The organism is Xanthomonas sp. 3793, from assembly GCF_024806835.1.
Classification (GTDB): Bacteria; Pseudomonadota; Gammaproteobacteria; order Xanthomonadales; family Xanthomonadaceae; genus Xanthomonas; species Xanthomonas arboricola_F.
In genome coordinates, this window is the sequence record NZ_JANTYU010000004.1 from 325,905 (window position 1) to 343,179 (window position 17,275).

The 17,275-nt window shown below is 66.1% G+C and carries 16 protein-coding genes; 7 read left to right on the forward strand and 9 right to left on the reverse strand.

Going from position 1 to position 17,275, the window contains the following annotated elements:
- Positions 1 to 16 precede the first annotated feature (16 nt).
- Entirely contained in the window at positions 17 to 937 is a 921-nt protein-coding gene (locus FHY18_RS14895) for a DMT family transporter (protein ID WP_259156459.1), read from the reverse strand.
- A 284-nt stretch (positions 938 to 1,221) separates the two neighbouring features.
- Between FHY18_RS14895 and FHY18_RS14900 the strand changes: the two genes are divergently transcribed.
- Positions 1,222 to 2,631 carry a PLP-dependent aminotransferase family protein gene (locus FHY18_RS14900; RefSeq protein WP_259156460.1) on the forward strand — a complete coding sequence of 470 codons (1,410 nt, stop codon included), beginning with the start codon at positions 1,222 to 1,224 and terminating at the stop codon, positions 2,629 to 2,631.
- 439 nt (positions 2,632 to 3,070) lie between these two features.
- On the opposite strand, the gene fghA is transcribed toward FHY18_RS14900, so the two are convergent.
- The 5 genes from fghA to FHY18_RS14925 all read right to left on the reverse strand — a co-directional run bounded on the left by fghA (position 3,071) and on the right by FHY18_RS14925 (position 7,187).
- Positions 3,071 to 3,901 carry an S-formylglutathione hydrolase gene (gene fghA / locus FHY18_RS14905; protein WP_259156461.1) on the reverse strand — a complete coding sequence of 277 codons (831 nt, stop codon included), beginning with the start codon at positions 3,899 to 3,901 and terminating at the stop codon, positions 3,071 to 3,073.
- A gap of 59 nt (positions 3,902 to 3,960) precedes the next feature.
- Positions 3,961 to 4,536, reverse strand: coding sequence for an S-(hydroxymethyl)glutathione synthase (gene gfa, locus FHY18_RS14910; RefSeq protein WP_259156981.1), 576 nt, complete (start codon positions 4,534 to 4,536; stop codon positions 3,961 to 3,963).
- A gap of 67 nt (positions 4,537 to 4,603) precedes the next feature.
- Positions 4,604 to 5,713, reverse strand: a complete 1,110-nt coding sequence (locus FHY18_RS14915; RefSeq protein WP_259156462.1) for an S-(hydroxymethyl)glutathione dehydrogenase/class III alcohol dehydrogenase — start codon at positions 5,711 to 5,713, stop codon at positions 4,604 to 4,606.
- A gap of 64 nt (positions 5,714 to 5,777) precedes the next feature.
- Complete coding sequence (locus tag FHY18_RS14920) at positions 5,778 to 6,053, reverse strand: metal/formaldehyde-sensitive transcriptional repressor (RefSeq protein WP_046963271.1); 276 nt, start codon at positions 6,051 to 6,053, stop codon at positions 5,778 to 5,780.
- A gap of 219 nt (positions 6,054 to 6,272) precedes the next feature.
- Positions 6,273 to 7,187 carry a LysR family transcriptional regulator gene (locus FHY18_RS14925; protein ID WP_259156463.1) on the reverse strand — a complete coding sequence of 305 codons (915 nt, stop codon included), beginning with the start codon at positions 7,185 to 7,187 and terminating at the stop codon, positions 6,273 to 6,275.
- A gap of 107 nt (positions 7,188 to 7,294) precedes the next feature.
- Here FHY18_RS14925 and FHY18_RS14930 point away from each other — a divergent pair, with 107 nt between their 5' ends.
- On the forward strand, positions 7,295 to 8,467 hold the full coding sequence (locus FHY18_RS14930) for a TDT family transporter (protein WP_259156464.1): 1,173 nt from the start codon (positions 7,295 to 7,297) through the stop codon (positions 8,465 to 8,467).
- A gap of 298 nt (positions 8,468 to 8,765) precedes the next feature.
- Here FHY18_RS14930 and FHY18_RS14935 read toward each other — a convergent pair whose 3' ends face one another.
- Positions 8,766 to 9,866, reverse strand: a complete 1,101-nt coding sequence (locus FHY18_RS14935) for a glycosyltransferase (RefSeq protein WP_259156465.1) — start codon at positions 9,864 to 9,866, stop codon at positions 8,766 to 8,768.
- Between the two features lie 137 nt (positions 9,867 to 10,003).
- Between FHY18_RS14935 and FHY18_RS14940 the strand changes: the two genes are divergently transcribed.
- Together FHY18_RS14940 and FHY18_RS14945 are read left to right on the forward strand one after the other, a co-directional pair.
- The gene (locus tag FHY18_RS14940; protein WP_326521217.1) at positions 10,004 to 10,723 is read left to right on the forward strand and encodes a response regulator transcription factor; all 720 of its coding nucleotides are present in this window, start codon (positions 10,004 to 10,006) and stop codon (positions 10,721 to 10,723) included.
- Complete coding sequence (locus FHY18_RS14945) at positions 10,720 to 12,204, forward strand: ATP-binding protein (RefSeq protein ID WP_259156467.1); 1,485 nt, start codon at positions 10,720 to 10,722, stop codon at positions 12,202 to 12,204. The genes FHY18_RS14940 and FHY18_RS14945 overlap by 4 nt, the downstream gene beginning before the upstream one ends.
- Before the next feature lie 288 nt (positions 12,205 to 12,492).
- Here FHY18_RS14945 and FHY18_RS14950 read toward each other — a convergent pair whose 3' ends face one another.
- Positions 12,493 to 13,857, reverse strand: coding sequence for a glutamate--cysteine ligase (locus FHY18_RS14950; protein WP_259156468.1), 1,365 nt, complete (start codon positions 13,855 to 13,857; stop codon positions 12,493 to 12,495).
- 215 nt (positions 13,858 to 14,072) lie between these two features.
- Between FHY18_RS14950 and FHY18_RS14955 the strand changes: the two genes are divergently transcribed.
- Positions 14,073 to 14,768 carry a VIT family protein gene (locus tag FHY18_RS14955; RefSeq protein WP_259156469.1) on the forward strand — a complete coding sequence of 232 codons (696 nt, stop codon included), beginning with the start codon at positions 14,073 to 14,075 and terminating at the stop codon, positions 14,766 to 14,768.
- Between the two features lie 154 nt (positions 14,769 to 14,922).
- Here FHY18_RS14955 and yihA read toward each other — a convergent pair whose 3' ends face one another.
- Positions 14,923 to 15,546, reverse strand: coding sequence for a ribosome biogenesis GTP-binding protein YihA/YsxC (yihA, locus tag FHY18_RS14960; protein WP_259156470.1), 624 nt, complete (start codon positions 15,544 to 15,546; stop codon positions 14,923 to 14,925).
- Between the two features lie 143 nt (positions 15,547 to 15,689).
- Here yihA and FHY18_RS14965 point away from each other — a divergent pair, with 143 nt between their 5' ends.
- Both FHY18_RS14965 and FHY18_RS14970 read left to right on the forward strand, forming a co-directional pair.
- A complete protein-coding gene (locus FHY18_RS14965; RefSeq protein WP_259156471.1) occupies positions 15,690 to 16,487 on the forward strand; it encodes a c-type cytochrome in 798 nt (265 codons plus the stop codon).
- Between the two features lie 96 nt (positions 16,488 to 16,583).
- Positions 16,584 to 17,234 (forward strand): thiol:disulfide interchange protein DsbA/DsbL, encoded by a 651-nt coding sequence (locus FHY18_RS14970; protein WP_259156472.1) that lies wholly within the window; start codon positions 16,584 to 16,586, stop codon positions 17,232 to 17,234.
- The last annotated feature ends 41 nt before the right edge of the window (positions 17,235 to 17,275 follow it).

Genomic DNA, 17,275 nt, shown 5'->3' on the forward strand with positions numbered 1-17,275 from the left:
GCGTGGCGGCGCGCGCTCATGCCCGCGCCAATGCGCGACGTGGCCAGCGCCATTTGAGATTCACCGCCAGCGTGCCGAGCACGATCAGGGTCAGGCCTAGCCATTGCACCGGCACCAGCGCGTGGCCATACAGCAGATAATCCAGCAGCAGCGTGACCAGCGGGTACACGAAGGCCAGTACCGCGATCGTGGCCACCGGCAGATGCCGGTACGCCGAATAAAACAACACATACACGATCCCGCTGTGGATCACGCCCAGGCCCACCAGCCACACCCAATGCATGCCCGGATGCAACGCGGCACTGCTCGAAAATCCGGCCAGCAGCACCGTCCCGACCCAGCACTGCACCGTGACCACCGCCAACGGCCGCTCGCGACTGATGCGTCGCGACATCAACAAGGATGCGCCGCATAGCAGGGCCGCCAGCAGGGTCAGCGCAATCCCGAGCAGATAGCCGCGGTCGGCCGCCTGCCACAGCCGCGCCGGATCGGCCGAACACGCCACGCCCACAAACGCCAGCAGCGTCCAGCCCAGATCGGCGCGCCGCGTGCGCTCGCCCTGCAGCAACGCCGCCAGGATCAGCATCACGAACGGAAACACGTGATACACCATCGTCGCCACGCCGATCGACGAGCGCGCCATGCCGGCGAACAATGCCACCCAGTTCAACACCAGCAGCACACCACTGATCGCCGCATCGCGCACCAACGCGCGCTCGTGCCACAGCCCGCGCAACTGCCCGCCGATCAAGCCGCAGACGGTGAGAAACAATGCACCGAACAGGCAGCGATAGAACACCGCCGTTACCGGGTCCTGCCCGCTCTCGTGCACGAATACGCCAACCGACCCGATCAACACTTCGGCAACCAGCAACTGCCAGAGCGCACGGCGCGACGCGCCTGCCGATGCGCGCCAAGCGGCAGGCGCCGCGCTCATGCAACGCTCCGGTCGCACGCGGCCTGCCTGTCGCAGCGCCAATGCCTGCGATTGCCCGATGTGGCGGCGTCGCTGCGCTGCACGCGCGATCGCGCAGCGCAGACGCAGTGGCGATGCGTACCAACCAGAACAACAGCGGCGATATAGACACTAGGCACGATCGACCTCACAGGCAGGACAGAGGCCCGACGCATTCATCGGGCACGTTCAGTCTGCAGTGCCATGCGCGACCATGACAGATTCAGATACCCTGCAAGTTGACCAGTACAGATGGAGCCGGAAGCATGTTGCTGTACGAGGCATTGGCAACGCAGTTGCGGCAGCGGATCGAGGCCGGCACCCTGCGCGCGGGCGAGCGATTGCCGTCGATCCGGCAGCTGGCCGCGACCCATGGCGTCAGTGTGGCCACCGCCGTGCAGGCCTGCCTGCAGCTTGAGCGCGAAGGACGGGTGCAGGCGCGTCCGCGCTCGGGCTATTTCGTCCGCACCATCGCCGCAGCCGCACCGGTCGCGGCCAGGGCAGCGCGGCAACGCAAACCCGGCATGGTCGACAACCCGGCGCTGCAGCGCGTGCTCGATACCGTCGCCCGTACCGACCTGGTGCCACTGCATACGGCCACGCCGGCCCCTGCATTACTGCCCGGCACGCAGCTGGCCGCGGCCTTGGCGCGGCAGTTGCGTCGACACCGCACTGCCGCGCTCGACTACGCCCCGCCCCAGGGCGACGCCGCTTTACGCCGGCAGATAACCCAGCGTTACGCACATTGCGCCGCCAGCGTGGTTGCGGAAGAAGTGGTGATCACCGCCGGCGCGATGGAAGCCATCAGCCTGGCACTGCGCACGGTGACCACGCCGGGCGATGTAGTGCTGGTGGAGACACCTACCTACCACGGCATCCTGCAAGCCGTTGCCGCCTTGCGACTCAAGGTGCTGGAAGTGCCCAACCTTACCGGCGCGGGAATCGATGTCGCCCGTCTGGATGCACTGCTGCAACGCACGCCGGCGCGCGCAGCGGTGCTGGTGCCCAACTTCAACAATCCCAATGGCAGCCTCACCCCCGACAGCGCCAAGCGCGCACTGCTCGACAGCTGCGCCCGACATGGCACGGTGGTGATCGAGGACGATATCTACCGCGAACTGGATTGGTCGGGTCAGCATCCTCGTCCGTTACGGCATTTCGACACGCACAACAACGTGATCACCTGCGGCTCGTTTTCCAAGGTATTGGCGCCGGGGCTGCGCGCGGGCTGGCTGCTCGGCGGCGACTGGACCGATGCGCTGGTACGCGCCAAGTATTTTTCCACCGTTGGCAGCGCCAGCCTGCCGCAACTGGCATTGGCCGATTATCTCGCGCACCACGATCTGGAACGGCATCTGCGCAAGCTACGCCGCACCCTGGCCGACAACGGCCAGCGCCTGCGCGATGCGATCGTGCGGCATTGGCCACAGGGCACACGCGTCGGCGACCCGGCGGGCGGCTTATCGCTGTGGCTGCAGTTGCCCGATGGTGGAAGTGGCCAGGCCTTGTTCGACGCCGCATTGGCCGACGGCATCGGCACCTCGCCGGGTCATCTGTACTCCAGCCGTGGCGACTACGCAGATCATCTCCGCCTGACCTGCGGCCAGCCGTGGAGCGAACCGCTGGAACGCGCGATGCGTCGGTTGGCGAAGCTTGCGACACAGGTGGTGCGCTAGCTTAGTTGCTGGCGTCAAGTTTCGATTTGTAGTTGTAGTTGTAGTTGTAGTTGTAGTTGTAGTTGTCGTTTGCGCTTTCGTTGTCGCTGTCGTTTGCTGTGGACTCGGACCTGGAGAAGAACGATATTGCGCACCTACGTAACGCGACCTTACGTGACCTTTCAGATACGTGGTGGCAAGCCGCTCTCCCCACGGGAGAGGGGTTGGGGTGAGGGTACGGTGCGAAGCATTCGCATGTTCCACCTGCACGAGACTCCCCCGTCCCCTCATCCAGCCCAGCGGCTCACCATTCTCGCGAATGGGGAGAAGGACATCGGCTCGCCGCTTTACTCATCGCGCAAGCGCAGGCAACACAGCAACGCCGAGCGTGCCACCTTTCGCCAGCTCAGGTCACGCGCTCTACAACTCCCTCGACCAGCCACGACTCACCCAACCAGGATCAACCACGCAGCGCCGCAGCATGATGTGCGATGTGCTCGCCAATGAAACTGGAGATGAAGTAATAGCTATGGTCGTAGCCGGGCTGCATCCGCACGGTCACCGGGTATGCCGCCGCCTTGGCAGCGTCTTCGAATAGCCGGGTTTTCAGCTGGTTTTCCAGAAATTCGTCCGCGCCACCTTGATCGATCAACAGCGGCAAACGCTCCTGCGCCTGCGCGATCAAGGCGGTGGCGTCATACGCCTTCCAGCTGTCGCGATCGTCGCCAAGATAGTGTCCGAATGCCTTCTCGCCCCACGGCACCTGGCTGGGTGCCACGATCGGCGAGAACGCCGATACGCTGCGATAGCGCCCCGGGTTCTTCAGGGCGATGGTCAATGCGCCATGCCCGCCCATCGAGTGGCCGCTGATCGCACGCGCCCCGGTGGTGGCAAAGTGCGCTTCGATCAGCGCCGGCAATTCGTTCACCACATAGTCGTACATGCGGTAGTGCGCAGCCCAGGGCTGCTGCGTGGCATCGACGTAGAAGCCGGCGCCCTTGCCGATGTCGTAGCCCTCTGCATCGGCCACATCGTCGCCACGGGGGCTGGTATCCGGCGCCACCACAATCACCCCATGCTCGGCGGCATAGCGCTGCGCACCGGCCTTGCTGATGAAGTTCTGCTCGGTACAGGTCAGGCCGCTGAGCCAGTACAGCACCGGCAGCGGGCCGTCGGCGGCCTGGGGAGGCAGATACACGCCCACCTGCATGCTGCAACCCAGGCTCTGCGATTGATGCCGATACACATCCTGCCAACCGCCAAAACAGGCGCGGTGTTCGATACGTTCCATGAAAATTCCTTGCGAAGAGAAAACCCTGCAGCCGGATCACCGGCCGCAGGGTTGGACCATCAATGCAACAAACCCTTCTTGCGCGCAACCTGCGCAGACAGCGCATCCATCAATCCCGGCGACAGGCAGTCGTAGGGCGTCAACCCCAGCTCGGTCAGACGCGTGCGCACGCCATCCATCTGCTCCGGCGGGGTGCCGGTTTCGATGATGGACGAGACGAATGCGGCAAAGCCCGGCGCCGACCACCCCTGCTGCTTGGACAGCTCGGTGTGCACGAAATCCAGCCCGTAGAACGCATGCTCCTTGTTCTCGATCCGGCCGAACAGATGCACGCCGCATGCCGTGCAGGCGTGTCGCTGGATCGTCGCGCTTTCATCGACGATCTTCAGCTTTTCCTCGTGCGCAAGCACCTTGACCTTGTCGCGCGGCGCCACCGCAATCACCGAAAACGCGGCGCCCTCGGGTTTCCAGCACTTACTGCAACCGCATGCGTGGTTGTGTGCGGTCTGCGCACCCACTTCCACCACCACCTTGTCGCTGGCGCAGTGGCATTCGAGGGTTCCCCCTTGAAAGTTTTCTGCACCGCCCCGCGCAACGCCACCATCTACCGAAGGATGAATCGACACGTTAGCCATCATGCCCCTCCCGGAGTCTCGGTCCCACGTGCGCGGAAGCGGCCGCGCGCCGCTCCTGGCCGTGTGGTCAGAAATGAATCACGGTGCGGATCGACTTGCCTTCATGCATCAGGTCGAAGGCTTCATTGATCTCTTCCAGCGGCATGGTGTGGGTGATGAACGGATCGAGATCGATCTCGCCCTTCATCGACTGCTCCACCATGCCCGGCAATTGCGTGCGCCCCTTGACGCCACCGAAGGCGCTACCGCGCCACACGCGGCCGGTGACCAGCTGGAACGGACGGGTGCTGATTTCCTGGCCGGCACCGGCCACGCCGATGATGACGCTCTCGCCCCACCCCTTGTGGCAGCACTCCAGCGCCGAGCGCATCACGTTGACGTTGCCGATGCACTCGAAGCTGAAATCCACGCCGCCATCGGTCAACTCGACGATCACTTCCTGGATCGGCTTGTCGTAATCCTTGGGGTTGATGCAATCGGTGGCCCCCATGCTGCGCGCCAGGTCGAACTTGCCCGGGTTGGTGTCGATGGCCAGGATGCGCCCGGCCTTGGCCTGCACCGCGCCCTGGATCACAGCCAGACCGATGCCGCCCAGGCCGAACACCGCCACGCTCTCGCCCGGCTTGACCTTGGCGGTGTTGTGCACCGCACCGATGCCGGTGGTGACGCCGCAACCGAGCAGGCACACCTTCTCCAGCGGCGCGTCCGGGTTCACCACGGCCAGCGAAATCTCCGGCACCACGGTGTACTCGCTGAAGGTGCTGCAGCCCATGTAGTGGTAGATCGGCTCGCCGTTATAGGAGAAGCGCGTGGTGCCGTCGGGCATCAGGCCCTTGCCCTGGGTGGCGCGCACGGCCTGGCACAGGTTGGTCTTGCCCGACAGGCAGAATTTGCACTTGCGGCATTCGGCCGTGTACAGCGGGATGACGTGGTCGCCGACCTTGACGCTGGTCACGCCCTCGCCGATCTGCTCGACGATGCCGCCACCTTCGTGGCCCAGCACCGACGGGAAGATGCCTTCCGGGTCATCGCCGGACAGCGTGAAGGCATCGGTATGGCACACGCCGGTGTGGGTGATGCGGACCAGCACTTCGCCGGCCTTCGGCGGTGCGACGTCGATCTCGACGATTTCCAGCGGCTTGCCGGGTCCGAATGCGACTGCTGCACGGGATTTCATTGGAATAGCGCTCCTGACGAGGATGTTCGAGGACGGACGCGGCATGCGCCGGCCCGGTGGGAGTTCATTTGAGGTAGGACCGGACCAGCCCGAGCAGGTCCTGGACCCGCTCGGCGCGTTGCGCATCGGACGCAGCGGCATGTCCGAAGTCTTCACGGATATGCGCTTCAAGCACCTGCGACATCAGCCCATTGACGGCCCCCCGGATCGCGGCGATCTGCTGTAGCACCGGTGCGCAGTCTGCGCCCGACTGCAGCGCGCGCTCAAGTGCGTCGCACTGCCCGCGCAACCGCCGTACCCGCGCCAGCGCGCGCTTCTTTTCCAGCGGCGAATGCGGCATGCCGACCCTCGACCCGAAATACTGGGGGGCAGTATAAGCATCTGGAAGAAAAAAGCGATGTCGACGGCGTTCCGGTAGTCGATACCAACGCCGCGCTCGACAGAAAGTAACCGCCCTCACATCAGCGGCGTCGCAGTTGCATGCGATGGCGGGAAACGACCGCGACAGTCGCCCTGCTGCATCGCCGCAGGCGATTTGCGCAGCATCGTAACGTCGCAGCTAAGGTTGCGAGCGCTGCTCGTGCTCGTGCTTGAACTGCAGGCAGGTGGCGTGGAACCGCCCGAGAGCGGGCGAAAAAAACTTGTCGCGGTGGGCGACCAGAAAGAACCGCCGGGTCAGGCGCGGCAGCCCACCGGTCAACGGCTTCAACTTCTTCGCTGCGATCAACTCGTCCACCACCCAACGCGACAGGCAACTCACCCCCAGGCCCTGCACCACCATGTTCTTGATCGCTTCCGAGCTGCCGATTTGCCGGGTATCGGACAATGCATGCAGATGCCGCAGCAGCAACTGCTCGACTTCTTCGCGCGTCCCCGAGCCAGGCTCGCGCAATAGCCAGTCGGCATCGCGCAGCTCGGTCAACGTGACCTTGGCCCGCTTGGCCAATGCATGCCGGCGCCCGACCACGACCAGCAACTCGTCCACCAACCATGGTTCGGCACGCAGCTCCGGCAGATGGCAGGGCCCTTCGATCAACCCCATGTCCAGCTCGAAGTTGGCCACCTTGCGCGCGATGGCGCTGCTATTGGCGCTTTCCATATCCACGCGCAGCGCCGGCGTCTGCTTGCGTAGCGCATGCAGCACCAGCGGCAACACATGATTGCCGATCGTCGTGCTGCACCCGATCTTCAAACGACCTGTAGAAGCCGCAGCGCCAGGCTCGAATCCCGCCTCGATCTGCTGCGCGCCATCGAGCAGCCTGCGCGCCTGCGGCAACAGCGCCGTGCCCACATCGTTGAGCACCAGGCGTTTGCCGACGCGATCGAACAACTGCGTTCCCAACGCATGTTCCAGCTCATTGAGCGCGGCACTGGTGGCCGACTGCGACAACGCCACCGCCAGCCCGGCGCTGGTGGTGCTGCCCTGTTGGGCGATGGCGCAAAAGATCTGAAGTTGTCGCAACGTCAGCCGCACGACTTACCTGCTTTACACGTATTGGATAACGATATTACCTGTTTTACAGCTACGTCCTGTTACTGGACACTGTTGCCATCACATTCTGCGACGTGCCACCCGCTGCCATGTCTACTGCGACTGCACTGCCCGTCACCCAGAGGCTGCGCCCGTTCAAGGCGCTGTCCGGCCCGCGCGAAGTGATCCGCCAGTTCACCCCGAACTGGTTCGCTGCCACCATGGGCACCGGCATTTTCGCGCTGGCGCTCGGGCAACTGCCGTGGCGGGCTCCAGGCTTGGCTGCGGTCGGCGAGTGCCTGTGGATGTGCAACGCTGCGTTGTTTGCGGTCTTCGCGCTGTTGTATGCCACGCGCTGGGTGCGGTTCTTCGATGAAGCCAGGCGGATCCTGGGGCACGCTGGCGCCTCGATGTTCCTGGGCACCATCCCGATGGGCCTGGCGACCATCATCAACGGTCTGCTGCTGTACGGCGTGCCGCGTTGGGGCAGCGCCGTGCTGCCGCTGGCCGAGACCTTGTGGTGGGTGGATGTGGCGATGGCCTTGGCCTGCGGGGCGGGCGTGCCGTATCTGATGTTCACCCGGCAGCAGCACCGCATCGAGCAGATGACCGCCGTGTGGCTGCTGCCGGTGGTGGCGGCCGAAGTGGCGGCGGCCAGCGGCGGGTTGCTGGCTCCGCACCTTGCCGATGCGGGCACGCGGTTCGCGGTGCTGATCGCCAGCTACGCGTTGTGGGCGTATTCGGTGCCGGTGGCGATGAGCATCCTGGGCATCCTGCTGCTGCGCATGGCCCTGCATCGGTTGCCGCCGGCCAGCATGGCAGCATCGAGCTGGTTGTCGCTCGGCCCGATCGGCACCGGTGCGCTAGGCATGTTGGTGATGGGTGCCGACGCCCCGGCGATCTTCGCCGCACACGGGCTAGCTGGGCTCGGGCAGATCGCCGCAGGCATCGGCACGATCGGCGGCCTGCTGTTCTGGGGCCTGGGCGCTTGGTGGCTGCTGCTGTCGGTGCTGATCACCGCACGCTATTTCCGTGCGGAGGTGCCATTCAATCTGGGCTGGTGGGGCTTTACCTTCCCGCTCGGTGTCTACGCGCTGGCCACCTTGAAGCTCGGCGCACGGCTGCAGCTGATGTTCTTCACTGGTTTTGGCGTCGTCCTGGTCGTCGTGCTTGGTGTGGTCTGGGCACTCGTGGCGATCAGGACCCTGGCCGGCGCCTATCGCGGCAACCTGTTCGCGTCGCCCTGCATCGCAGACCTGCAAAGCGAAACGACTGCGCGGTGAACGGTGCAGCGGGAGTGCTGGATCGATCCGTTGCCATTGATTGGGTCATTGCAACACCCGACCCGGCCGGCAACTGCACGATCGTGCATCGCATCGGTTCGGCGCCATGACGGCATCCCTAGCAGGCCCGGCCCACACCGGCGCAATCAGGTAACAGGCTGAACTGCATCCACGTCAGCGCCGTTGCACTCTGTGGCAATGCCGACCTGCGGCCGCGCACGATGTGCTGGGCCTCGCCACAGCCGGCAGCTGCACACAGTCATGCACGACCGCAAGCACTGCCTGACGCGTCACTTCCTCAACGATCGACTACGACCGGCGCAATGCCGACAGCGTTTTGCGGCGCATGCTCCGGCAGCGATGCCAACACTGCGCTGCGGAAGCGCGCTGCAAATGCGGCATCGCTGGCCTGATAGAAGGCGCGCGCATTGGCTGAGAGCGCTTCCAGCGCGGCCTGCGGCATGGCGAGCGCGGTGTCCACTGCCTGCGCGATTCCTGCTGCGTCGACGTAGTAGTAGGACGCCAGGCGCCGCTGGCGCACCTCGCCCACCGGAATCAGCACGCCATGTGCCGGCGTAACAAGTTCGTTCATCGGCTCGCCATCGGTGGCCAACGTAACCGCACCCACGCTCAGCGCTTCCATCAGGTAGTGCCCGAAGCCTTCGGCCTCGGAGGGACAGAGGTGGAAAAGGTGCGCGTTCTGCAGGCGGCGTAATTCCGCATCGTCGAGATAGCCGACCCGATGATCGATGTTCGGCGCCACCACCGGCTTGCCGGCCGTCCGCGGGTTCTGCACCACGGTCAGCAGCGGCCACTCCGGATGCTGCTTCCAGGTCTCCAGCAGCACGCGCGTGCCCTTGGCGGTACTGCGCCCGGCCAGATGGAAAAAGGCACGCTGACGCGGCACCTGCGCATCAAAGCGATCCGGACTGGTAAAGCCGATGAAACGCGTGGTGCAGCCCAGGCTCTGGAAAATCCGCTCGGCGTGGCGGGTCTTGCACAGCACCGCGTCGAATTTCGGCAGCAACGGCAACCATTTGGGCAGCAGCCATTCCGGATTGGGCACCAACAGGTTGATCTGACCCAGTGGCAGGCAACGCGCATACACGCGTTCGGAAAAGATCTGCAGCGGCACCCGCCCGAACAGCGCGCGACTGGCCCACAGGCGCACCTCGCGCCCGGTGTCCTGCAACCGCTGGCTGGTGAACCCCAGTTCCTGCACCGGCACGCCGCCGGCGCGCAGGGTCTGCGCCATCAGTACCATGTCGCGGGTCAGGCCCACGCCGTTATCGCGGCTGATCACCCGCATCATCGGAAACGCCTTGCCATGCGCGCACTCGCCATCGGGATGGCACAGTGTCGAAGCGATGGTGTCCTGCGTGATGTCCCGTCCCGTCATGTCGCCTTGCACATGTGCCAATAATTGACAAATTTGATCATTATGATGGGTGTTCCAGCCTTGCACCTGCGAGCACCATGTATCCGGTAGCCACCACCCTGCGCGGCCCGAACGCCACGCCACCGACGATGACCTCCATGGATATGCAACAACCCTGCGTTCTTGTGGTCGACGACGACCCGGACCTGCGCAAGCTCATCGGCGAATTTCTGAGCGCTCACGGTTACCAGGTGGACGTTGCCGAAAACGTGACTGACATGCGCACGCGCATGGCGCAGCGCCGCCCGGACCTCATCGTACTCGACGTGATGATGCCGGGAGAAGATGGGCTGAGCGCCGCACGCGCCCTGGCCAGCGAACGCGGTTCGCCGGCGGTCATCATGCTCAGTGCGCTGGGCAACGATACCGACCGCATCATCGGCCTGGAAGTGGGGGCCGACGACTACCTGGCCAAGCCCTGCAACCCGCGCGAACTGCTGGCGCGGGTACGCGCCCTGCTGCGCCGCAGCCAGGCCAGCAACGAGCAGGCCGACCAGCGCGGAAACGTCTACGAATTCGCCGGTTGGCGACTGGACGTGGTGCGCCGCGACCTGCGCGACCCGACCGGCATCTTCATCAACCTCTCGGACGGCGAGTTCGCATTGCTGCGCACCTTCGTCGAGCATCCGCAGCGGGTGCTCAGCCGCGACCAGCTGCTGGACTATGCGCGCGGCCGCGATACCGACGTCTACGACCGTGCCATCGACAGCCAGATCAGCCGCCTGCGCCGCAAGATCAATGAACGCGTCCATACCGAGTTGATTCGCACCGTACGCAACGAGGGTTACATGCTGCTGCCGGGCGTCTCGCGTCTGTGAGCAAACCGGCACGGCGCGGGCTGTCGATCTTTGCCCGCACGTTCGTCCTGCTGGCAGTGGCCCTGCTCACCGCCCAGGTCATCGGCATCGCCCTGCTGGTGATGCGCACCCCTGTCTACGAGCCGCCCGTGCACCCGCCGGAGGTGGTGGCGCTGCTGTCCACGCGCATGCCCGCCGGCACCCAGACCCTGAAGGTGCACGACGGCGCACAGCCGCCGTCCGCACCGCCCGGCCAGGTCCGCGACGCCTTCGCCGAGATGCTGCTGGCGCACTGGCTGGACGTGGACACGCAGCGCGTGCGCTTCTATCGCAGTGCCGACGACCGCGAAAGCCCGCAACTGGCCGGCGACCGGCCGCGGCATCTGCCCGGCCAGCCGCACGCCACCGATGCTGCAGGCAGCGACAGCCGGCAACGCCCGTCGCCCGAATGGGCGTCCGGCCGCAGAGCCGGCGACCCGCCGTTCGGCAACGGGCTACGCCCGGACCAGGCGCCCGACGACTGGGAAAGCGAACGCCTGACCCCCGGGGTACCGTTGCTGGATGGCTTCACCGCCGCACTGCAGCAACCCGACGGCCGCTGGCGCACGGTGGAATCGCCGCGGCGGCGGCTGTCGGCCGAATTCAAGACCCATATCGTGCTGCTGTTCCTAGCCGGCCTGCTCGCCAACGTGCCGCTGGCCTGGTGGTTCTCACGGGCCTTGTCGGCACCGATCAAGCGCTTTGCCGAAGCCGCCGACCGGCTGGGCCGCAATCCTCACGCCGCCGCGCTGCAACGCAGCGGTCCGCCGGAAATCGTCCGCGCCGCCGATTCGTTCAATGCGATGCAGGCGCGCCTGAACCGGCTGATCAATGAGCGCACCCACATGGTGGCGGCGATCGCACACGACCTGCGCACACCGCTGGCGCGGCTGTCGTTTCGACTGGACGACCTGCAACCGCCGCTGCGCGACAAGGCGCTGGCCGATATCGACGAGATGAAGGCGATGATTTCCGCGGCGCTGGATTTCATCCAGAACGATCGCCATCGCGGCGAACGCGCGCCGCTGGACCTGCGCCTGCTGGTGGAGAGCGTGGTCGACAACGCCACCGATATCGGCGCCGACGCCGCGCTGCTGCCCGGCCCGACCATCACCCTGGATGGCGACCCGCTGGCATTGCGCCGCGCCGTGATGAACCTGCTCGAAAACGCCTTGAAATACGGCAAGTGCGCGCGCCTGCAGCTCACCCGCGATGGCGAGGATGGCGTGCTGTGGATCGACGACGACGGCCCCGGCATCGACCCTACCCAGCGCGAACAACTGCTGCTGCCGTTCGTGCGTGGCGAGTCCTCGCGCAACCGTGGCACCGGCGGCATCGGCCTGGGCTTGTCGGTGGCGCACAGCATCGTGCTGGCGCACGGCGGCGACCTGCGCCTGGACAATCGCGCCCATGGCGGACTGCGCGTGACCGTGCGCCTGCCCTGCATGCCGGAGCGGCGCTGACGGCAGACCAGACCGCAGCCGGCCGCGACACCGGATCGGGGCGCAGGGCCCACGGCAGCATCGTCGCAGGTGTCACGGCACAACATCGCGGCACCTAGCCTTCGCGCTGATCCAGCGCTGGCAAAGGGCTCGCCGGCCAATATCGCCGAGCATGCCGGCGACCGCGCACATCAAGCGCCAGGGTGGAAGCCGCGCACACACAAGGCCCTACACCGACGGCACATCGCCCACGCAGGCAGGCACGGCCGATCGCGCCGCATCGCGGCGCGTTCGGCCAGACAGCATTACTCAGTATGCAAACTCGCGAAACACGCGGTCGATATCGCCGTTCCATGCGCCGTGATACAGCGCGAGCTTGCGCTCGGCGGCGGTGACGCCGCTTTCGGCGATCTCGGCGATCACATCGACAAAGCCGGTTTCGTCCTGACCATCGCCATTCAGCCGTGCGCGCCGGCGCAGGCCTTCGCGGGCGATGTTGACCGCTTCCACCGCCAGGTCGCGCACGGTGCCGTTGCGGAACGGCAAGCCCAGCGCATGCTTGGGCACGCCGTCGCGCAAGGCGTGGCGTTCGGTCGGGCTGAAATCCTTGACCAGGTCCCAGGCCGCATCGAGCGCGGTCTGGTCGTACAGCAGCCCGACCCAGAATGCCGACAACGCGCACAGGCGATTCCACGGGCCGGCATCGGCGCCGCGCATTTCCAGATACTTCTTCAAACGCACTTCCGGGAATGCGGTGGTCATGTGGTCCGACCAGTCGCGCAAGGTAGGCAACGCACCCGGCAACGCCGGCAGCCTGCCTTGCATGAAATCGCGGAAGCTCTGCCCGCTGGCATCGACATAGACGCCGTTGCGATACGAGAAATACATCGGCACATCGAGCAGGTAATCGACGTAGCGCTCGTAACCGAAGCCATCTTCGAACACGAAATCCAGCATGCCGGTGCGGTCGGCGTCGGTGTCGGTCCAGATGTGCGAGCGGTAGCTGAGGTAGCCGTTGGGCTTGCCCTCGGTGAACGGCGAATCGGCAAACAGGGCGGTGGCGATCGGCTGCAGTGCCAGCGACACGCGGAACTTCTGCACCATGTCCGCTTCGGTGGCGTAATCCAGATTGACCTGCACCGTGCAGGTGCGCGTCATCATGTCCAGGCCGAGCGAGCCGACCTTGGGCATGTAGTTCTTCATGATCTGGTAGCGGCCCTTGGGCATCCACGGCATCTGGTCGCGGCGCCACTTCGGCTGGAAGCCCATGCCCAGGAACCCCAGCTGCAACTCGCCGGCCACCTGGGCCACTTCGTCCAGATGGGTGCCGGTTTCCACGCAGGTGTGATGCAGGGTTTCCACCGCAGCGCCGGACAGTTCCAGCTGGCCGGCCGGCTCCAGCGTCACCGAGGCGCCGTCGCGCAGCAGCGCGATGGTGTGGCCGTTTTCCTGCACCGGCTCCCAGCCGAAGCGGGTCAAGCCGGTCAGCAGCGCCTGGATGCCGCGCTCACCTTCGAAGGTGGGCGCGCGCAGGTCGTCGAGCTGGAAACCGAACTTTTCGTGCTCGGTCCCGATCCGCCAGTCTGCGCTGGGCTTCTCGCCGGAGGCGAGGACCTGGACCAGTTCCGCGCGTTCGGTGATCGGCGTTTCGGCAACGTGGCTGGGACTCGACAAGGGCAGGCTCGCAAACGTGAAGGGGTGGGACGATGTGGGGATACTCCCCAACCACCGCAAGGCCCGCACTATAACCGTAGGTCATGGAAGAATCGCGGTCATCGGCCAGGTCTGAGATTTCCATCCATGGGCACTACGCGGCCCGATGCGATGCAAGACGGTCACACCGATGGCGATGGCTTGGCATACGCTCCTGGTAGCCAACGGAGCCAGACATGCCTGCGCAACCCACCGAAACCCATCGCAGCGACCGCAGCGGTTGGCTGCGTGCAGCCGTGCTCGGTGCCAACGACGGCATCGTCTCGGTCGCCGGGCTGCTGGTCGGGGTGGCCAGCGCAGGCGCTTCCGCCTCGGTGGTCCTCGCGACCGGCGTTGCCGGAACCGTGGCCGGCGCGATGTCGATGGCGGCGGGCGAGTATGTCTCGGTGCAGTCGCAGGTCGACACAGTACATGCGGACCTGGAGACCGAGCGCCGCGAACTGAAGGACTTTCCCGAAAGCGAACTGGACGAGCTGGCTGCCATTTATTGCCGGCGCGGCCTCGACCCCACGCTGGCACACCGTGTCGCAGAACAGCTCACCGCTCACGACGCCCTGCAAGCCCACGCACGCGACGAGCTGGGCATCACCGAAACGGCGCGCGCCCGCCCGCTGCAGGCCGCAGCGACGTCGGCGGCAGCATTCATTGCCGGCGCGGTCCTGCCGGTGGTTGCCGCCCTGCTTGCACCGGCCGGCGGGCAGATCTGGGCAACCGGCGCAGCGACACTGGCCGGACTGACAGTCACCGGCGCACTGGCGGCGCGCGCCGGTGGCGCCAGACTGTGGCGCGGCGCGCTACGGGTGGTGTTCTGGGGTGCGGCCGCCATGCTTGCCACCGGTCTGGTCGGCAGCTTGTTCGGCGTGCAGGTCTAGAGTGTGATGGGCCGTGGGGTGAGCCCGTAGCCGCCAGCACCTCGACGGCGCCCGGCAAGTGGACCGATCGTCGCGCCGCACCAGGATCTGCCCCGAACTCCCAGCCTGCGCCGGGCATCGCTGACCGCGACCGCCCGATGCAGACCGGCCTCGATCACGCCTGCGCGGACGGCTCCGTCTCCAGACCCAGCCAGCCGCCGACGATGCCGCGCAGTTCGTCCACGCCCTGGCGCGATTCGCCGGAGTAGGTCTGCACGGTCACGCTGTCGCCGAAGCGCGAGGTCACTTCCTTCTTGACCTTCTGCAGGGTCTGCATCTGCTGGCCACGGCCGAGCTTGTCGGCCTTGGTCAGCAAGCCGTGCGCAGGCAGGCCGCGTTCGGCGGCATAGCCGAGCATCTGCAGGTCGTAATCCTTGAGCGGATGGCGAATGTCCATCACCACCACCAGGCCGCGCAAGGCCTCGCGGGTGCGGAAATAGCGGTCGATGAAGGCCTGCCAGTGCGCCTGCAGGTCCTGCGGCACCTTGGCGTAGCCGTAACCGGGCAGATCCACCAGATAGCGCTCGGGCTGGATCTGGAAGAACACCAGCTGCTGGGTGCGGCCAGGGGTCTTGGACACGCGGGCAAGCGAATTCTGGCGGGTCAGCGCATTGAGCGCGCTGGATTTTCCGGCGTTGGAGCGGCCGGCGAAGGCCACCTCGTAGCCGCCATCGTCGGGCAATTGCCGGGCGTTATGGGCGGACAGGTGGTAGCGGGCTTGTTCGATAAGGAGCGACATCCCGCTAGGATCGCACGTTCGGCCCCGAGGGTTTTGCTGCACTGTTCGTTGACCCTGGCGCAAAGGCGTGTCGATAATCGAAGCACGCCTGCCACTGCCAGCACCCAACGCGCGCGGGCCGGGTCCATACGGAGCTTTAGCTGATGCGCCATGCTCGTGTGCTAGTCCTCGCCGCCCTCGCCGTGCCGGTCGTTGCCGCCGTGGCGTTTGCGCAGTCGGCGGTCACGCCGATCCCCGATCCACCGCCCGTGCGGGTTGCGCCGCTGGAGGTGGATCTGGCCAAGACCACCTGGGGCGATGCCAAGGCCGGGCAGGCCAAGGCGGCCGCCTGCGCGGCCTGCCACGGCCCGGACGGCAATCCGGCGGTGGCCATGTACCCGCGCATCGCCGGGCAAACCGAGCGCTACGTTGCGCATCAGGTGGCCTTGATCGCCAGCGGCGAGCGCAATACCGGGATGTCGGCGGTGATGGTGCCTTTCGTCAAGGACCTCACCGCGCAGGACATGCGGGATCTGGGCGCCTACTTCGCTACCCAGAAGGCGTCCGCCGGGGTCGCCGACGATGCCGTGATCGCCGAAGGGCCATATCAAGGCATGAAGTTCTACGAGGTCGGCGAAAAGCTCTACCGCGGGGGCGACATCGCACGTGGCGTGCCGGCCTGCATGGCGTGCCACGGCCCGTCCGGTGGCGGCAATCCCGGACCGGCATATCCGCGCCTGGGCGGCCAGCATGCCGACTACGTAGCGCGGCGCCTGAAGGAATACCAGGCCGGCACCACCCAGGAGCGCAATCCGGCGCTGTTCAATATCATGGCGCAGGTGGCACGCCCGCTGAGCGAGCAGGAGATCCAGGCGCTGTCCAGCTATCTGCAAGGTCTGCACGACCGTGCCGACGATGCCGCCGCTGCACAGACGCCTGTCGGGACACCGGCGCGCTCATGAGCTGAGGTGCCCACCTGCCACACCGCGTCACGACGCCGGTCCCGCGACCGGCGTCGTCGTTTCCCGCCTCCTTTCTCATCCCCCCACGGAGCCTGCATGAATCTGCTTTCCCGCCTGTCCCTGCTGTTGTTGATCCTGGTGCCACTTTCGGCCTGCGCCGCCGACAAGACGGCGCCGCCGGTCGAGGGCGAGGACTACACCCTGATCGACGGGGGCCAGCCGTACGCGCCGCTGGCCGGCAAGGTCGAAGTGGTGGAAGTGTTCGGCTACACCTGCCCGCATTGCGCGCACTTCGAGCCGACGCTGGAAGCCTGGGCGGCCAAGCAGCCGTCCTACGTGCGTTTCACCCCGGTGCCGGCAGCCTTCGGCGGGTTCTGGGATGCGTTTGCGCGTGCCTACTTCGCCGCCGACATCCTCGGCGTGGCCAAGCGCAGCCACCGCGCCATGTTCGATGCCATCCACGAAAAGCAGAGCGTGCCGACCCAGAACGTGGCGCCGGAAGAACTGGCTGCGTTCTATGCCGACTACGGCGTGCCGCAGCAGCGCTTCGTCGACACCTTCAAGAGCGCGGCGGTGGACGCCAAACTCAAGGCCGCGCGCGAGTTCGCACAGCGCAGCAAGCTGCCCGGCACCCCGGCCATCATCGTCAACGGGCGTTACCTGATCGACGCGCGCAATTACCCGGACATGCTGCGCGTGGCCGACTACCTCATCGCCCGCGAGCACGCCGGCCCTGCCAAGCGCTGAACCGCGTAACCGCCACCGACGGCCGCCGTGGCATCATGCGC

Coding starts and splice junctions, on each gene's coding strand:
- FHY18_RS14895 (WP_259156459.1), bottom strand. CDS start 937: ATGAGCGCGGCGCCTGCCGCTTGGCGCGCATCGGCAGGCGCGTCGCGC.
- FHY18_RS14900 (WP_259156460.1), top strand. CDS start 1,222: ATGTTGCTGTACGAGGCATTGGCAACGCAGTTGCGGCAGCGGATCGAG.
- fghA (WP_259156461.1), bottom strand. CDS start 3,901: ATGGAACGTATCGAACACCGCGCCTGTTTTGGCGGTTGGCAGGATGTG.
- gfa (WP_259156981.1), bottom strand. CDS start 4,536: ATGGCTAACGTGTCGATTCATCCTTCGGTAGATGGTGGCGTTGCGCGG.
- FHY18_RS14915 (WP_259156462.1), bottom strand. CDS start 5,713: ATGAAATCCCGTGCAGCAGTCGCATTCGGACCCGGCAAGCCGCTGGAA.
- FHY18_RS14920 (WP_046963271.1), bottom strand. CDS start 6,053: ATGCCGCATTCGCCGCTGGAAAAGAAGCGCGCGCTGGCGCGGGTACGG.
- FHY18_RS14930 (WP_259156464.1), top strand. CDS start 7,295: ATGTCTACTGCGACTGCACTGCCCGTCACCCAGAGGCTGCGCCCGTTC.
- FHY18_RS14935 (WP_259156465.1), bottom strand. CDS start 9,866: ATGACGGGACGGGACATCACGCAGGACACCATCGCTTCGACACTGTGC.
- FHY18_RS14940 (WP_326521217.1), top strand. CDS start 10,004: ATGGATATGCAACAACCCTGCGTTCTTGTGGTCGACGACGACCCGGAC.
- FHY18_RS14955 (WP_259156469.1), top strand. CDS start 14,073: ATGCCTGCGCAACCCACCGAAACCCATCGCAGCGACCGCAGCGGTTGG.
- yihA (WP_259156470.1), bottom strand. CDS start 15,546: ATGTCGCTCCTTATCGAACAAGCCCGCTACCACCTGTCCGCCCATAAC.
- FHY18_RS14965 (WP_259156471.1), top strand. CDS start 15,690: ATGCGCCATGCTCGTGTGCTAGTCCTCGCCGCCCTCGCCGTGCCGGTC.
- FHY18_RS14970 (WP_259156472.1), top strand. CDS start 16,584: ATGAATCTGCTTTCCCGCCTGTCCCTGCTGTTGTTGATCCTGGTGCCA.